The 16,650-nt window shown below is 65.1% G+C and carries 14 protein-coding genes and 1 tRNA gene; 5 read left to right on the top strand and 10 right to left on the bottom strand.

All coding sequences use genetic code 11. The features are described from left to right. Positions 1–553: 553 nt before the first annotated feature. Genes GJ654_RS04700 through metG form a run of 3 tightly spaced genes read right to left on the bottom strand, consistent with a single transcriptional unit; the run spans position 554 to position 3,677 of the window. The gene (locus tag GJ654_RS04700) at positions 554–1,348 is read right to left on the bottom strand and encodes an MBL fold metallo-hydrolase (protein ID WP_155444958.1); all 795 of its coding nucleotides are present in this window, start codon (positions 1,346–1,348) and stop codon (positions 554–556) included. Then, the gene (locus tag GJ654_RS04695) at positions 1,345–2,133 is read right to left on the bottom strand and encodes a TatD family hydrolase (protein ID WP_155444957.1); all 789 of its coding nucleotides are present in this window, start codon (positions 2,131–2,133) and stop codon (positions 1,345–1,347) included. The genes GJ654_RS04700 and GJ654_RS04695 overlap by 4 nt, the downstream gene beginning before the upstream one ends. Then, positions 2,130–3,677, bottom strand: a complete 1,548-nt coding sequence (metG, locus tag GJ654_RS04690) for a methionine--tRNA ligase (RefSeq protein WP_155444956.1) — start codon at positions 3,675–3,677, stop codon at positions 2,130–2,132. Before metG ends, GJ654_RS04695 begins: the two co-directional genes overlap by 4 nt. A gap of 140 nt (positions 3,678–3,817) precedes the next feature. On the opposite strand from metG, the gene GJ654_RS04685 reads away from it, so the two are divergent. From GJ654_RS04685 to GJ654_RS04675, 3 genes are all read left to right on the top strand, one after another. Then, positions 3,818–4,414, top strand: a complete 597-nt coding sequence (locus GJ654_RS04685) for a glutathione S-transferase family protein (RefSeq protein WP_155444955.1) — start codon at positions 3,818–3,820, stop codon at positions 4,412–4,414. Further along, positions 4,407–6,254, top strand: a complete 1,848-nt coding sequence (gene recJ, locus GJ654_RS04680) for a single-stranded-DNA-specific exonuclease RecJ (protein WP_155444954.1) — start codon at positions 4,407–4,409, stop codon at positions 6,252–6,254. The genes GJ654_RS04685 and recJ overlap by 8 nt, the downstream gene beginning before the upstream one ends. A 95-nt stretch (positions 6,255–6,349) precedes the next feature. Then, positions 6,350–6,425, top strand: a tRNA-Glu gene (locus GJ654_RS04675). Positions 6,426–6,838: 413 nt separating this feature from the next. Here GJ654_RS04675 and GJ654_RS04670 read toward each other — a convergent pair. From GJ654_RS04670 to GJ654_RS04655, 4 genes are all read right to left on the bottom strand, one after another. Further along, on the bottom strand, positions 6,839–7,447 hold the full coding sequence (locus tag GJ654_RS04670) for an SCO family protein (RefSeq protein WP_155444953.1): 609 nt from the start codon (positions 7,445–7,447) through the stop codon (positions 6,839–6,841). Next, positions 7,444–7,887 (bottom strand): copper chaperone PCu(A)C, encoded by a 444-nt coding sequence (locus GJ654_RS04665; RefSeq protein WP_155444952.1) that lies wholly within the window; start codon positions 7,885–7,887, stop codon positions 7,444–7,446. Before GJ654_RS04665 ends, GJ654_RS04670 begins: the two co-directional genes overlap by 4 nt. 78 nt (positions 7,888–7,965) lie before the next feature. Beyond that, positions 7,966–8,379 carry a DUF2946 family protein gene (locus GJ654_RS04660; RefSeq protein ID WP_155444951.1) on the bottom strand — a complete coding sequence of 138 codons (414 nt, stop codon included), beginning with the start codon at positions 8,377–8,379 and terminating at the stop codon, positions 7,966–7,968. Positions 8,380–8,443: 64 nt separating this feature from the next. Further along, positions 8,444–9,331 carry an MBL fold metallo-hydrolase gene (locus tag GJ654_RS04655; protein WP_155444950.1) on the bottom strand — a complete coding sequence of 296 codons (888 nt, stop codon included), beginning with the start codon at positions 9,329–9,331 and terminating at the stop codon, positions 8,444–8,446. Between the two features lie 350 nt (positions 9,332–9,681). Here GJ654_RS04655 and GJ654_RS04650 point away from each other — a divergent pair, with 350 nt between their 5' ends. Both GJ654_RS04650 and GJ654_RS04645 read left to right on the top strand, forming a co-directional pair. Then, the gene (locus GJ654_RS04650) at positions 9,682–11,367 is read left to right on the top strand and encodes a methyl-accepting chemotaxis protein (protein WP_196305436.1); all 1,686 of its coding nucleotides are present in this window, start codon (positions 9,682–9,684) and stop codon (positions 11,365–11,367) included. Between the two features lie 51 nt (positions 11,368–11,418). Next, positions 11,419–11,940 carry a bacteriohemerythrin gene (locus GJ654_RS04645; RefSeq protein ID WP_196305435.1) on the top strand — a complete coding sequence of 174 codons (522 nt, stop codon included), beginning with the start codon at positions 11,419–11,421 and terminating at the stop codon, positions 11,938–11,940. A gap of 84 nt (positions 11,941–12,024) precedes the next feature. Here the strand turns inward: GJ654_RS04645 and GJ654_RS04640 are convergent, their stop codons facing one another. From GJ654_RS04640 to GJ654_RS04630, 3 genes are read right to left on the bottom strand one after another with little or no spacing between them, the layout of a single operon-like run. Beyond that, positions 12,025–12,336 (bottom strand): DUF3240 family protein, encoded by a 312-nt coding sequence (locus GJ654_RS04640; protein ID WP_155444947.1) that lies wholly within the window; start codon positions 12,334–12,336, stop codon positions 12,025–12,027. Continuing rightward, a complete protein-coding gene (locus GJ654_RS04635; protein WP_155444946.1) occupies positions 12,312–15,419 on the bottom strand; it encodes an efflux RND transporter permease subunit in 3,108 nt (1,035 codons plus the stop codon). Before GJ654_RS04635 ends, GJ654_RS04640 begins: the two co-directional genes overlap by 25 nt. 1 nt (position 15,420) lies before the next feature. After that, entirely contained in the window at positions 15,421–16,515 is a 1,095-nt protein-coding gene (locus GJ654_RS04630; protein ID WP_196305434.1) for an efflux RND transporter periplasmic adaptor subunit, read from the bottom strand. Positions 16,516–16,650: the final 135 nt, after the last annotated feature.

Raw genomic sequence — 16,650 nt, 5'->3', positions numbered from 1 at the left:
TTTTTTCTTGCCACATCAACCCGCAACCGTCATGCCCGGGCTTGTCCCGGGCATCCACGCCGGCCCGCGAGAACCGATTTTCGCGAGCCTCACGCCACCGGCTTGATCCCATCGAACGCCGCCCGCCGGCGCGGGATTCGATCTATCACGACTTCCACGACCCCGTGCGCCGTCATTGCGAGCGAAGCGAAGCAATCCACCCTTCAACGCGCGCGACGTTTCGGCATTGCTGCGCAACTATCACGCGCTCTCGCAACAACGGCGCGCAAATGAGAGCAAACAGCAAAGGGGTCGCCTGCCCCTCATACGGTTTCCGCAAGATCGCTTCGCGATCCGCGAAAACGAAATCGCGCGGAAATCCTCCAGGCGAAGGGCGGATGTCCGCGCGAGTGGAATAAGCTTCCGAACTGATCGTTCGGAAATCATATCATACGGTTTCCGCAAGATCGCTTCGCGATCCGCGAAAACGAAATCGCGCGGAAATCCTTCAGGCGAAGGGCGGATGTCCGCGCGAGCGGAATACGATTTCCGAACTGATCGTTCGGAAATCGTATCACACCACCAGCTTCATCCCGTCGAACGCAGGCTCGACCCCCGTCGGCAACTGCCCGCGCAGCGTCTCGTAATCCATGTCGGTGTGCATGTTGGTGAGCACCGCCCGCTTCGGCTGGAATCGGTCGATGCTCTCCAGCGCCTCCATCAGCCCGAAATGCGTGGGATGCGTGCGGTAGCGCAGGGCGTCGATGATCCAGAGGTCGAGGTTTTGCAAGAATTCAAAACTCTCGTCCGGGATGATTTTGACATCAGGCGTATAGGCGACGTTTTCGAAGCGGAACCCGAGCGCGTCGATATCGCCGTGGTTGAGCCGGAACGGCGTCACCTCGATCGGCCCCGCCGGCCCCTCCGGCGCAAAACCCTCGCCATGGCTGATGAAGCGCGGGATCAGCAGCGGCGGATAGGCGCTGCCGGGCGGGGTCTTGAACAGATAGGCGAACCGAGACCCCACGGTCTCCCAGGTCGGCGCATCGAGGTAGCAGTCGATCAGGCGGCGCATCTGCATGGTCAGGGGACGCACGTCGTCGAGGCCATGGATGTGGTCGGCGTGCGGATGGGTCAGCAGCAGCGCGTCGAGCCCATCGACATCATGTGCAATTAATTGCTCACGCACATCCGGCCCGGCGTCCACCAGCAATCGCGTCGGTTTTTCCGGCCCCGGCTTGTCCACCAGCAGCGCGCAGCGCCGCCGCCGGTTCTTCGGATTGTTCGGGACGCACGCCCCCCAGCCCTGCGCGACGCGGGGAACGCCCGCCGACGAGCCGCAGCCGAGGATCGTGATCTCCAGCGTCATGCCGAAAGCGCCGGCATCTTGTCGAACAATTTTAGGGCATTGGCGGTGGTGATCTCCGCCAGCGCCTCGGGCGTCATCCCCTTCACCTCCGCCAGCACACGCAGGGTGTCGGCGACATAGGCGGGTTCGTTGGTCTTGCCGCGATGCGGGACAGGCGCGAGGAACGGCGCATCCGTCTCGATCAGCATGCGGTCGAGCGGGACAAAAGCCGCCGTCTCGCGCAATTCCGCCGCGCTCTTAAACGTGACCACGCCGGAAAAGGAAATGTAAAGCCCCAGCGCCAAGGCCCGCTCAGCCAGCTCTCGCGACGAGGTAAAACAGTGCAGCAGCGCCTTGAACGGGGCTTTGGAAAATTCCTTTTCCAAAATATCCGCCATGTCGGCGTCGGAATCGCGGCTATGGATCACCAGCGGCAGTTTTGAAATCCGCGCCGCTTCGACATGAGCGCGAAACACGCGCTGCGCCATGTCTCGCGGCGCCCGCTTGTAATGGTAATCCAGGCCCGCCTCGCCGATGGCCACGCATTTGGGATGGCGCGCCAGTTCGGCGATTTCCTGCGCCAAAAACTCGCGCTCGTCCTGCGCGTGATTGGGGTGCGTGCCGACCGAGCAAAAAACCTCGTCCACGCCTTCGGCGATGGCGGCGATCGCCGGAAATTTTTCAATTTCCGTGCAAATGGTGATCATGCGCGCCACGCCCGCCGCCTTGGCGCGGGCCAAAACCCCGTCGCGGTCGCGGACGAGTTCGTCGAAATCGAGATGGCAGTGTGTGTCGATGAGCTTCATTTCGCCTCTTCAGGCTCGACATAACGCGGAAAGATCGGCGCGGGCGCCGGCAGGTCGCCACCGGCGACAAGCGCAAATTCCGGCGCAGCGAAGACAAACGTCCGCCGGTCGGCGGGAACCCCAAGCAAATCAAGCAATTTCCCGGCGGCTTCCGGGATAAACGCCTGGCACAGCAGCGCCACCACGCGCAAACATTCCGCCGTGACATAAAGCACGGCGTCGCGGCGCGCGGGATCGGCTTTGCCGATCTTCCAAGGCTCCTGCGCGGCGAAATAACGGTTGGCGTCGCCCACCACGCCCCAGATTTCCGCCAAAGCCTGGTGCGGCAGGTAATCGTGCATGGCGTTTCGCGAGATCGCCACGGCCCCATAAGCCCGCGCCAGCAAAACCTCGTCGGCCTCCTCGCGCGGCCCGGGCGCGGGAACCTTCGCGCCGCAATTCTTGGCGATCATCGACAGCGAGCGCTGGGCGAGATTGCCGAGATCATTGGCGAGGTCGGCATTGATGCGCTGCACGATGGCCTCGTGCGAATAATTGCCGTCCTGTCCCCACGGCACTTCGCGCAGGAAAAAATAGCGCAACGCGTCGACGCCATAATGATCCGCGAGCGTAAAGGGGTCGATGACATTGCCGACCGACTTCGACATTTTCTCGCCGCGGTTGAACAGAAAGCCGTGGACGACGATCTGCCTGGGCAGCGGCAGATCGGCGGACAGCAGAAAGGCCGGCCAGAAAATGGCGTGGAAACGGGTAATGTCCTTGCCGATCACATGGGCGTCGCAGGGCCAGAATTTGGCCCTCGGTCCGCCCTGGAGAAAGCCGGTGGCGGTAAAGTAATTGGTGAGCGCGTCCACCCAGACATACATGACGTGCTTGTCGTCGCCCGGAACCTCAATGCCCCAATCAAACGTGGTGCGGCTGATCGACAGGTCGTTCAACCCGCGCTTCACAAAGGCGACGATCTCGTTCTTGTACTTTTCCGGCGTGATGAAATCGGGATGCGCTTCATAATGGGCGAGCAACGTGTCCGCATAGGCCGAGAGCTTGAAGAAATAACTCTCCTCCTCCACCCATTCGACCGGCGTGCCCGTGGGCGCGAATTTTTTCCCGTCGCTTTCGGTGAGTTCGCCCTCGTCATAATAGGCTTCGTCGCGCACCGAATACCAGCCGCTGTATTTCGACAGGTAAATATCGCCCTTGGCGGCCATGCGCCGCCAGACCTCCTGCACCGTTTCCTTATGACGCGCCTGCGTGGTGCGGACGATGTCGTCGGCGCGGGCATTGAGCTTTTCGCCCATGGCCTCGAACTGCGCGGCGGTGCGGTCGGCAAGCTGCTGGGGCGACAAACCTTCGCGCGCCGCCGTCTGCTGCATTTTCAAGCCGTGCTCGTCCATGCCGGTGACGAACAACACGTCCTTGCCGTCGAGCCGCTGGTATCTGGCGAAGGCGTCGGTGGCGATGCGCTCGTAGGCGTGGCCGATATGCGGCGCGCCATTGGCGTAGGGAATGGCGGTGGTGATGTAATAGGTGTCTTTTTCGGCCATGCCTGTCGCCCGTGATTGCAAGTTGGAGGCAAACTAATCAAGGCCGGGCGAAAGGCAAGGCCGAGGGATCGCGCCGCAAAAACGCGACTTGACCGCAAGCCGCAAAGTTCCTACTTTGTTCACCTCACCGGGGAGGGCGCATGAAACTCTATTGGGCTGCGCAGACACGGTCGCTGCGGGTGCTGTGGCTGCTGGAGGAGATCGGCTGCGATTACGAACGCATCGCCGTGGACCTGCGCGCCGGACGCCACCACACGCCCGAATTCCACGCCATCAACCCGATGGAAAAGGTACCGGCGCTGGAAGACGGCGAGGCGCGCATTGCCGAATCCGGCGCGATCTTCGCCTATCTGATCGAAAGATTCCCGCAAGCCGGCCTCGCCCCCGCTGTCGGCGACCCGCTGCGCGGACGGTTTTGGCAATGGCTGTTTTTCGCCAGCGCCAACATCGAAGCCGCGATGACGGAAAAAATGGCCCAGGTCAAATTGCCGGAAACAGCCGCGGGCTGGGGCTCGGCCGAACGCGTTTTTAATGTCATCGCCGAGCAGCTCTCGGCCACGCCTTACATTCTCGGCGACACATTCTCCGCCGTCGACGTCATGCTCGCCTCAAATCTGCATTACGCCATCACCGCGTTCAAAATGTTCGAATCGCGCCCGGTCTTCGACGCCTATTTGCAAGCCTGCCGCGCGCGAAAAACTTTCCAGCGCGCCGCCGCGCTCGACGCGCATGGCTGAGCGCGCCCCGGGTCGGGCGCTGCTCGGCGTCGAATCGAGCGTCACCGGCAAAGCCTGGCGCGACCGCCTCGACGAGTCCGGCCAGGCCCGCGCCCTGGCCATCGCCCAGCTCTCCGGCCTGCCCGACGCGCTGTCGCGCATCTTGGCGGGACGCGGCGTCGCGCCGGACGACGCGCTCGCCTTCCTCGATCCGACCCTGCGCACCCTGCTCCCCGAACCGTTCAGCCTCACCGCCATGGAGGCGGCGACGCAGCGCCTGACCCACGCCATCCTGCGGCGCGAAACCGTGGCCATTTTCGGCGATTATGATGTGGACGGCGCCTGCTCCTCCGCCCTGCTCGCGGAATTTTTGGACTATTGCGGCACGCCCCGCCTCCTCCACATTCCCGACCGCATCACCGAGGGCTACGGCCCCAATGTCGAGGCGATCAAGAGTTTTGCCAAACAAGGCGCAAAGCTGCTGGTCACCGTCGATTGCGGAACCACCTCCTTCGAGCCCTTCGCAGAAGCAAAGAAACTCGGCCTCGACGTGATCGTCCTCGACCACCACCAGGCCCCCGAAACCCTGCCTGAAGCGACGATCGTCAACCCCAACCGCCAGGACGATGTGTCCGGCCAGGGCGCGCTCTGCGCCGCCGGCGTGGTTTTTATGACCCTGGTCGCGGTCAATCGCGCCCTGCGAAAAACCGGCTGGTGGCGCGAACATCCCGAGCCCGACCTGCTGCTGGGCATCGATTTGGTCGCGCTGGCGACGGTGGCGGACGTCGCCCCCCTCACCGGCCTCAACCGCGCCTTCGTCGTCAAGGGGCTGGCGCTGATGCGCAACCGCGCGCGCGCCGGCCTGCGGGCGCTCGCCGACATTTCCGGCATCAACGGCCCGCCCCGCGCCTGGCACCTCGGCTTCCTGCTCGGCCCCCGAATCAACGCCGGCGGCCGCATCGGCGACGCGGCGCTGGGCGCGAAACTCATGCTCGAACGCGACGACCTGCAAGCCGGCATGATCGCCGCCGAACTCGACCGCCTCAACGGCGAGCGGCAAGTGCTGGAAAAGGCCATGGTCGAGCAGGCCATGGCGCAGGCCGAGCTGACTCTCGCGCCGGATGCGCCGCGCATATCGGGTGTTCCCGATATGCGCCTTCCTGAGAGCCGAAGTCGGGAACACCCGACTTCGGTGGTGATCGTGGGCGGCGACGACTGGCAGCCGGGCATTGTCGGTCTGGTCGCCTCGCGGTTGAAGGAGGCGCACGGCCGCCCCGCCTTCGCGCTGGCGTTCAACGGCGATCTGGCGACCGGCTCGGCGCGCTCGATTCCCGGCGTCGACCTCGGCCGCGCCGTGCGAGCGGCGGTGGAGCACGGCATTCTGGAGAAAGGCGGGGGACACGCGATGGCGGCCGGCGTGACGGTCAGGCGCGAAAAGCTCGACGCGTTCCGCGCCTTTCTTGAGGAGACGCTGGCGGAAAAGGTGGCGCAGGCGCGAAAAACCTCGGGCCTCGCCATCGACGGCGTTCTCACGGCGGGCGCCTGCGCGCCAAACTTTGTCGAAGCCTTCGAAAAAGCCGGCCCGTTCGGCGCCGGCAATCCGGAGCCGGTGTTCGCCCTGCCCGACCACCGCATCACCGAGGTGATTCCCTTTGGCGTCGATCATTTGCGCGTGAGGGTCCAGGCCGGCGACGGCGCCAAGCTGGAACTGGTGAGTTTTCGTTCGGCGCAGACGGTTTTGGGTCAGGCGGTGGGACAGGCGAAGGGGATGCGGGCGCATCTGGCCTGTTCGCTGTCGCTGGATTTCTGGGGCGGCAAGCCGAAGGTATCGGCAAAGCTGGTGGACATGGCTCTGGCGTGAAACAAAAATCTGGAATGAGGTTCCGAGAGGCTTGCGCTCGGCGGCAACGGCGTCTATACACGCCCCACTTCGGGCGGCTAGGCCGCACGGAAGCAGCGCCCATCGTCTAGCGGTCTAGGACGTCGCCCTTTCACGGCGAAAACAGGGGTTCGATTCCCCTTGGGCGCGCCAACAAAATCAGCCACTTCCAACAAATCGCCGAAGAGCCCTCCACTATCTGTCCAATAATTCGCCTTGAACCGAGGCGGCCGGCGACGGCTTGGAGCGGACTTGTTTGCGAGCGGGCTCATCGCAAAGCGCCCTCCGCACATCTCGCGCGGCAATCCGCCCTTCGCCTGGAGGGTTTCCGCGCGATTTCGCCAGCCCGGCCGCACCCCCAAGGGGTTGGAAGGCGCCATATGCGAGGTGCTGCATGACGCTCTGATACGGTTTCCGCAAGATCGCTTCGCGATCCGCGAAAACGAAATCGCACGGAAATCCTCCAGGCGAAGGGCGGATTTCCGCGCGAGCGGAATACGATTTCCGAACTGATCCTTCGGAAATCGTATGAGATTGCGCCCCCCTCTACCCGGGTCCATGGCGGATCATGGCGGGGCGGCCGCCAGCAGCGCGCGCAATCTTTCCAAGGCGGCGCTTCGGCTGAGGTTATAGTCGAGCACGCCTCGCCAGCGTCCCTGCGCGTCGATCAGGAAGATCAGCGCGGTATGGTCCAGCGTGTAGCCGCTGGAGGTCGGAACTTTCTTGTAATAGACGGAAAAGGCTTTCGCGGCGGCGTCGATCTCCTCGGCCGTTCCGGTCAGGCCGACCAGCCGCGGCGAAAAATTCTCCAGATAGTCCCTCAGCTTTTCCGGCGTGTCGCGCGCGGGATCGAGCGTGACGAAATAGAATTTCAGATCCCGGCCGGCCTCGCCCAGATCGGCGAGCCAGCCCGAAAGCTCGGTCATGGTCGTCGGGCAGACCACGGGGCAGTTGGTGAAGCCGAAGAACACGCCGAACGGTTTGCCCGTGAGGCGCGCGGATTCGACGGTCGACCCGTCGAGTCCCTTCAGCACGAAAGTCGGCGCGCGCGGCGCGGGAGCCGGCGGCGCGGTGGAGAGCCACAGCATGGCGACGAGCGGCAAGGCGATGACCAGGGCGAAAGCCCCGGCCACAATGACACCCCTGTTGCGCGCGGGGGCGGAGGGCCTGCTCACTTGGCGGCCGCCGGAGGCGTGACGAAGTCCACCGCGACCTTGCCGGCGCGCTCGAACGTCAGCGTCCCCTTGATGGTCGCGCCAGCGGCGATCGGCTGTTTCAAGCCCATCAGCATCAGGTGATAGGACCCGGGCTTCAGTTCGACCTTGCCGCCCGCCGGAATGTCCAGCCCGCCGGGCATCTCCCGCATTTTCATCACCCCGTCGGTGATCGCCATTTCGTGAATTTCGACGTGATCGGCGTTGTCCGCCGTCGCCGCGACCAGACGGTCGGCGTTCCCCCTGTTGTCGATCACCATGAAGGCCGCGCCGACATCGGCGCCTTTTGGCGACTGTTTCGCGCTGGGATCATGGATGGTGAGACCGCCAATCTGGACATCGGCCGCCTGCGCGCTCCCCGCGAGGGCTGCGGCGAAAACGATGGGTAGGATGCGTTGCATGGAAAAAGTCCTCGAAATTGCGGCGCGCGGATTCGGCGCCCGAAGCGTGTATGTCCTGGAAAAGTTGAGGGTTGCCGGTCAGGCCGGCGGCGCGCGGGCCGGCGCGGCGCGAATGACGCGCGTCGGCGCCGGCGGAACCCGCCAGCAAGGGCGCAAGGGCGCAAGCGCGGTTGCAAAAGCCACGGCGGGCGCAGCGTCGGAAGCGGGAACGTCGAGACGCCCCTGCAGCATCGGCAGGCAGAACGGACAGGGGGCCGGATCGAGAGGCTTGCCGTCGCGCTCGCGCGTCACCATGCCAAAGCCGGTGCAGACGACGATGTTTTCGAGACCAGGCGCGGCGGAGGCCTCGGCGCGGTGGACGGCGCCAGGCAGCGCGGCGGCGAGGATATTGAACAGCACGATCCACAGGCCGACCGCCGCCGCAAACCCGCTCCGCCGGCGCCCGCGCGCCGGATCGAGGGAGAGGTCGTATGCGCGGTTCGTCCGACTCATCGGCTCCCGCCAGGGTGGCGAATTCACGCCTATGCTAGCGGTCGCCGCGCGCGTCTGCAAATCTCTACACGACCTTGTCGAGTTCGGGGGCGAGTTTGACGGGAATGCGCAGAAACCGCGCGCCATTCGATTCCGCGCACGGAAACCGGCCGGCGCGGATGTTGACCTGAATCGAAGGCAGCAGCAGCTCGGGCGCGGCGAGCCCGGCGTCGCGTTTTTCCCGCGCCGCGACGAATTCATCTTCGCTCACCCCGTCATGGACCTGCACATTTCCCGCGCGCTGCGCAGCGACGGTGGTTTCCCAGGCGAAGCGATCCCGGCCCGGCGCCTTGTAGTCGTGGCACAGGAACATGCGCGTCTCCGGCGGCAGCGCCAGCAGGCGGCGGATCGAGCGATAGAGCGCCCGCGCGCTGCCGCCGGGAAAGTCGGCGCGCGCGGCGCCATAATCCGGCATGAACAAAGTGTCGCCGACGAACACCGCGTCGCCGATCCTGTAGGACACGCAGGCGGGCGTGTGCCCCGGCGTGTGCAACACCTCGACGTCGAGGCCGCCGATTTGAAAATGGTCGCCGTCGGCGAACAGCCGGTCGAACTCCGCGCCATTGAGCGAGACATCGCGGAGAGCGAAGATCGGCTGGAAGATTTCTTGAACCTGCGCGACCTCGGCGCCGATGCCGACCTTAGCGCCCGTCTTCGCCTTGAGCCAGGGCGCGGCGGTCAAATGGTCGGCGTGAACATGGGTTTCCAGCACCCATTCGACCCGAGCGGAAAGCTTTTCGGCTTCGGCCAGAATGCGCTTCGCGGAGGCGATGTCGGCGCGCCCGGAGCGGTGGTCGTAGTCGAGCACCGGGTCGATGATCGCGGCGGCGCGGCTCGCCGGGTCAACGACGAGATAGGTGACGGTATGGGTGGGCTCGTCGAAAAAGGCGCTGATCTGCATTGGTTCGGCCATGGGTCGACCTCGATTATATTCTATTTCTTGAATATCACAACACGGAGGCCGCGCACAGGTTCCGCGAAGCGCCGCCGACACCATCGGAACATCCTCCAGCCGCCTCGGCGAGCGGGCCAATGGCCAAGTTCATGCGTAGCCCCATGAAATCACAAGGGTAACATCCGAAAATGCGAATACGTCAGTTTTGCGCAAGCCTATCAGGAGCATAATCTTCGCATCGCAATACTGCGGCAAGGCTAGCGGGGCTGTCGCGCGGACTGCTGGTGGACAAACACATGCGGCACAGCTTCGCTTTCGCGAAGCGCGGTTGGGTTGCCCTGAATTTCTTTCAAAATGGAGCAAAGCTGGTGTCGTTTGATCGACTTCGTGAGAAGATTTCCGTCGTGCAGATGGTGATGGCGCTGGTCGTCCTCTCCATCATGGTGACGCTCATCGGCGCCGGCGTCGCGCTGTTCCAGTTCAATTCCGCGCTTTACGCGGCGCGGGAAAACGAGTTGCGGCACGAGGTCGAGGCCGCCGCTTCGATCGCGCGCGGGCTGTTCAAGCGCGACGGCGCGGCCGCCGCCAACGACGTGGTGGAGCTGTTGCGTCCCGCGCGCTTTGGCGAGCACGGCTATTACTTCATCCAGAATCTCGACGGCGCCGCGCGCCTGCTGCCGACCACGCCGCAGCTCGAAGGCAAGCCCCTCGACCAGGTCCATGACGCGCAGGGACGCTACTTCTTCAACGACCTGCTCGCCATGACGCGCAAGGGCGAAAGCGGCAAGGTCGAATATGCCTGGCCCAAGCCCGGAGACACCGCGAGTTCGGAAAAGTTCAGCTATGTGGCGCCGGTTCCCGAGCTGGGCTTCTACATCGGCTCCGGCGCCTATACCGACGACCTGCGCGGCGAGGTGCTCGGCGTCTTCCGCAACTTCGCCCTGATCGTCGGCCCGCTGCTGCTCGTCCTGTGCGGCGTCGCCTTCCTGATCGCCCGTTCGATTTCGCAACAATTGCGAGGCGCCTCCGCGGCCATGGAGAAGCTGGCCGCCGGCGATCTCGGCGTCGTTCTCCCGGGTCTCGACGCCAGGACCGAACTCGGCGGCATCGCGCGGGCGGTCGAAAAATTCAAGGTCAAGGCGGCGGAGCTCGCGCGCGAAGAAGAGGCCGCGCGAGAAAGACAACGCCAGGCGGCGGCGGAAGCCCGGCGCAAGGACATGTTGACCTTGGCGCAGCATTTCGAGAACGCCGTCGGCGCGGTGGTCAGCAGCGTCGCGAGCTCGGCCCAGGAAATGGAGGCGGTCGCGCAATCTCTGGTCGAGAACGCCCGCCATGCCGGGGACCAGGCGCAACAGGGTTCGGCGGCGGCGATGACGACCTCGCAGAACGTCCAGTCGGTCGCCGCCGCGGCGGAGGAACTGTCGCATTCGGCCGAGGAGATCGGCTCGCAAATGGCGCGCGCGCGGGACGTGTCCTCCTCGGCGGCCGAGGTCGCGGCGATCACGCAAACCCGGATGGAGGAGCTGGATCGAATCATCAGCTCCATAAGCGGGGTGACGGAGCTGATCTCGGGCATCGCCGAACAAACCAACATGCTGGCCCTCAACGCCACCATCGAGGCGGCGCGCGCCGGCGAGGCGGGGCGCGGCTTCGCCGTGGTCGCGTCGGAAGTGAAGACGCTGGCCGATCAGACGCAGAAGGCGACCGCCGACATTTCCGTGAAAATCGCCGCCATTCAACACGCTTCGCAGGAGGCGAGCGCCCGCCTGATGGAGATGAGCGGCTCCACCCACGAGGTCAACGGCATCGCGGAATCGGTCGGCGGCTCCATCGAAATGCAGGGGCAGGCGACCACGGAAATCGCCCGCAACGTTCATGACACCTCGAAACTCGCGGGCGATCTCGCCCGGATCATCGACGAGGTCCAGACGGCGTCGCAGCACACCGGCGTCTCCGCGGAAGAAACGCTTCGGGCGGTGTCGCAACTCGCCGAGCAGACGGAGCGCCTGCGCGTCGAATGCGACTCATTCCTTCGCGAGGTGCGAGCGGCTTGATTTTCGAGCAAAGGGAACGCGGCCGCGCTTGGAATGGAGGACTCTCAACTCATGCTTATCGCCTGGAAGGATGATTTCGCCATCGACGGCGGCGTCATCGATGCGGATCATCGCAACATCATCTACAGGATCAATCAGATCAACGCGGCGATCAGCAGCGGTGAATCCATGGACTTCATTTCCGTGGCGCTTCGCAACCTTTACCGCGTGACCTCCGCCCATTTCATCCGGGAGGAACATCTCCAGGCCGCATCGCATTTCCCTCATGCGGAAGAACACGGCGCGGCGCATGCCCGGCTGCTTTCAGACCTGTGGGAATGGGTCGCGCTGGTCGAAAAACAGCGCCTCGACGGCGAGCCCTGCGCGCCGCGGGACACCCTCCACGATTGCAAGAGCTTTCTGTACAGATGGATATTGTCGCACATCCTGTCCGAAGACCGGGAGATGGCGGCGTATCTCCATCAGATGCAAAGCGCGAAAGGACCGATCGCGACGCTGAACCTCGACGATCTTCTTCCCTACACGGAGGCTGCGCTGAAAGGCGAGCCGCCGAAATATGATGTCGGTTTGTGAGGACGCGGCAATCCGCCCTTTGCCTGGAGGATTTCCGCGCGATCTCGTTTTCGCGGATCGCGAAGCGATCTTGCGGAAACCGTATCATGCGTATGTGCCGAAACGCTCCACGGGCTCGATCCAATAGGCCAGATGCGGTATGGCGCACTTGTTCCGCAGATCGGCCAGCAGGGTTTCGAGCCGCGCGCGCCCGAGCACCATCACCAGCATGCCGCGCTCAATGCGTCCGCGCACCTTTTCGCGCGCGGAACATCCCTCGAAACTGCCGCCGTGGCCCTCGGCGCGCCAGCTGACAAAACCCGGCAGCGGCGGCTCCTCGTCGAGCAGAAAATCGATGATCCGATCCTCGGTCGCGACCGGATAGACGAGGGTCAATTTGCAGAGGTCTCGGTCCATTGGGCTTTCCGAATTTGCGCCGGCGACGACGACCGGCCGAAGCGCCGGAACGAGATCGGCAGCAGCACCAGCGTGAGCAGGGTGGAGGTGATCAAGCCGCCGATCACCACGACGGCCAGCGGTTTCTGGATCTCCGACCCCGGTCCGTCCGCGAACAGCAGCGGCACGAGGCCGAGCGCGGCGATGCTCGCGGTCATCAGCACCGGACGCAACCGGCGCACGGCGCCCTCGAACACGGCGACGTCAAGCGAAGCGCCGTGCGCCAGCAGCTGGTTGAAATAACTCACCAGCACCAGTCCGTTGAGCACGGCGATGCCGAGCAGCGCGATGAAACCGACGGAAGCGGGCACGGAGAGATATTCCCCGGAGATCCACAGCGCGATCATGCCGCCAACCAGCGCGAACGGCACATTGCCGAGCACCAGCAGCGCATGTTTGACCGAACCGAGCGTGGCGAACAGCACGATGAAAATCAGGCCGAGCGCGATGGGAATGACGATGGCGAGCCGCGCGGCGGCGCGCTGCTGGTTTTCGAATTGGCCGCCCCAGACCAGACGGTAGCCGGGCGGCAGCGGAACCTGCGCCGCCACCGCCTTTTGCGCGTCGGCGACGAAGCCGACGAGATCGCGGCCGCTGACATAGGCCTGCACCAGGCCGAAGCGCGAACCGTCCTCCCGGTCGATCTTCACAAATCCCGCCGTGCGCGACAGCTGCGCGACATCGCCGCCGCGCACCACGCCGCCGTCGCCGGCCGCGATCTGCATCAGAGAAAAGTTCTCGGGGGACTCGCGCACCTCCTTGGGCCCGCGCACCAGGATCGGCGTGCGGCGATGGCCTTCGAGAACGATGCCGGCCGGCGCCCCTTCCAGCAGCGCGCGCAACTCGTCCTGCACCCGGCTCACCGACAGCTTGGCGCGGCCGAGCGCCAGCGGGTCGAGTTTGATTTGCAGGTAATCGACGGAGCCCGCGGCCGGCGTCACCACTTCCGCCGCGCCCGGAACTTTCAGCAGCGTCGTCTTGATGCGGCCGGCGAGATCGGAGAGCGTGGCGAGATCGGGGCCGAAGATTTTGATGGCCAAATCGCCGCGCGAGCCCGTCAGCATTTCGGACGTACGCATTTCGATGGGCTGGGTGAAAGCGAACTCGACGCCGGGAAAGCCGGCCAGCACGTCGCGCAATTGCCCGAGCAGCCAGTCCTTGTCGCGCACGCGCCATTCGTCTTTTGGCTTGAGCACCAGAAAATTGTCAGCCTCATTGAGCCCCATCGGATCGAGGCCCAGTTCGTCGGCGCCGACGCGGGTGATGACGCGTTCGATCTCCGGGATTTTCTCCAGCAGGGCCTTTTGGATCCGCCGGTCCAGCTCCGCGCTGTGGGCGAGGTTGATCGACGGCAGCTTTGTCGTCTGCAGGATGATCGCGCCCTCGTCCATGGTCGGCATGAACGTCTTGCCCACGGCGAAATAGCCGAAGACCGCCGCCACCAGCCCCACGACCGCCAGCGCCATCACCGGCTGCGGCCGCTTCAGCGAAAAGGCCAGGATTCTTCGGTACGCCGGCGTCAGCACGCGCATCAGCAGCGGCTCGTGATGGCCCGAGATTTTCAGCACCAGCGACGACAGCACGGGGATCAGCGTCAGCGACAGGACCAGCGAGCCGCTCAGCGCGAAGACGATGGTGAGCGCGACCGGCGCGAACATCTTGCCTTCCAGGCCCTGTAGAGACAGCAGCGGCAGAAAGACCAGACAGATGATGAAAATGCCGGCGGCCACGGGCGTCGCGACTTCCGCCGCCGATTCGAAGATGAGATGCAGGCGCGGCAACAAACCCTTGCCGGCGGCGCCCAGGCGATCGACATTGTTCTCGACCACCACCACGGCCGCATCGACGATCAGGCCGATGGCGATGGCGAGCCCGCCCAGGCTCATCAGATTGGCCGACATGCCGAAACCCGACATGATCAGGAATGTGGTCAGCGCCGCCAGCGGCAGGGTGACCGCGACGACAAGCGCGGCGCGCAGATCGCCCAGGAACAGCAGCAGCAGCAGCACGACCAGCACGGTCGCCTCGACCAGCGCCTTCTTCACCGTGCCCACCGCGCCCTGGATCAGGTCGGCGCGGTCGTAAAACACATGGACCGTCACGCCGGGCGGAAAACTCCCCTTCAGCTCGTCGAGCCGGGCGCGCACCGCTGTCACCACGGCGCTGGCGTCGGCGCCGCGCAGCGCAATGACAAGGCCCTGCACGGCCTCCTTGCCGTCCTGGGTGACGGCGCCATAGCGGGTCAGCGCGTCGATCTTGACGGTGGCGACGTCGCCGACGCGCAGAACCCGGTCCTTCTCCGTCTTCAGCACGATCTGTTCGAGGTCGCCCGGCGTCTGGATCGCGCCTTCCGAGCGCACCACCAGCGCCTTTTCGCCGTCGCTCAGGCGGCCCGCGCCGTCGTTGCGGTTGTTGGCCGAAATCGCCGCGACCAGATCGCCGACGCTGAGCCCGGCGGCGGCGAGCAGGCGCGCGTCCGGCGTCACCTCGAAGGCGCGCACGAAGCCGCCGAGCGCATTGACGTCGGCGACGCCGGGAATGGTGCGCAGCGCCGGACGTATAGTCCAGTCGAGCACGGTGCGGCGCTCGGCGAGCGACACCCCCTCGCCCTCGACGGTGAACATGAACACGTCGGACAGCGGCGTCGAAATCGGCGCCAAACCGCCGGAAATATTGTCGGGCAGGTCGGGACGCACCGCCGCGAAACGCTCCGCCACCTGCTGGCGCGCCCAATAAATGTCGGTCCCGTCCTCGAAATCCACGGTGAGGTCGGCGATGGCGTATTTGGCCGACGACCGCAGGATGGTTTTGCGCGGAATGCCGAGCAGCTCCATTTCCAGCGGCGCGACCACCCGCGTCTCGACCTCCGCGGGCGTCATGCCCGGGGCCTTGAGGATGATCTTGACCTGCACCTGCGCGATATTGGGGAAGGCGTCGATGGGAATGCGCAGGAAGGCATAGGCGCCCGCCGCCGCGACCAGCATGGCGACCAGCAGCGTGAACAGGCGCTGCGACAGCGAGAATTCGACGAGGCGGCGCAGCATTCTAGTTTCCGGACATCATCTGTTCGAGTTGCGCCAGGCCGTTGGTCGCGAGTTTTTGCCCCGGTTTCAGCGCGTCGGATTCGACCGTCGCGACATCGGCGTTGCGGCCCTTGATCGTGATCGGCGCCGCCGCGAATCCGCTCTCGCCGCGCACGAAGACGTGCGGCTTTCCGGCGATCCAGGCGATGGCGTCGGCGGCGATCTCGAATTCCCGCGCGGCGCCCGGCCGCACCACGCTGATCGTGGTCGTCTGCCCGGTCATGAGGGCGCCTCGCGCGGAAATTTCGGCGAGCAGCGTGGTCGAGCGCGTCACCGGGTCGAGCGAAATCCCCACGGAAATCACTTTTCCCGAATCGCCTTCGGGCAATTCGACCCTGTCGCCCACCGCGACCTTGCCGACCATGGCGCCGGGGAGCTGCGCCTGGACCCAGATCTGGTCGCTGGCGTCGAGGAGGACCGCCGCCTCCATCGCTTGAACCGCCGCCCCCGGAGTCGCGCGGACCTCGACGATGCGTCCGTCCTCCGTCGCGGTCAGGCTGTAGCCGCCGGCGTTTTGCTGGATCGCGCCCATCGCCAGCAGGCGTCGGGTCTCCTGCGCGAGCGACCGCACCTTTTCGACCTGCGCTTCCGCCTCGCTGACGCGGTCGGCGGTGACGAGGTCCTTCTTGAACAGGTCGCGCTGGCGTCGCATCAACACCTCCGCCGTCAGCAGGTCGGCCTCGGCCTGTTTCTGCCGCACGATGGTTTCCGAGAGGTCGCGGCTCGCCAGCGTCACAAGCAGATCGCCCTTCTTCACCGACTGTCCGGGCAGGACGTGGATTTTGACGACCGTGCCGGCGAAAGGCGCGGTGACGGCGATGCGCGCGTTCAGCGGCGGAATGATCGTCGCCGGCAGCGAGGCGACGATGCTTTTCTTCGCGGCGCGCACCTCGACCGCCCCGGCGTCGAACTGCTGCATCTGCTCCGGCGCGATGGTCAGCTCACGCGCGACCTCTTGCGCCGCCAAAGAAGCGTCGCAGCCGAGCCACGCGGCCAGCGCGGCGGCAAGCCAGAGCCGGAGTCGCCACGCGCCCTGGCGCCGATCGGTTATCAACATGATGAAATTCCCAAGAACTGAGCCCGGCTTGTCCCACGCCCAGGCTGTCATTTCGCTGTCAGGCCGGAACGGCGCAGCCCCGCCGCTTTCGCGAGTCTTGACAGAAAGATGACAGTCTTGCCGGCGCAAGGTCTT

Source organism: Rhodoblastus acidophilus (assembly GCF_009720655.1).
GTDB lineage: Bacteria > Pseudomonadota > Alphaproteobacteria > Rhizobiales > Beijerinckiaceae > Rhodoblastus > Rhodoblastus acidophilus_A.
Note: the sequence above shows the minus strand (reverse complement) of the source record. Positions and strands in the feature narration are given on the sequence as shown.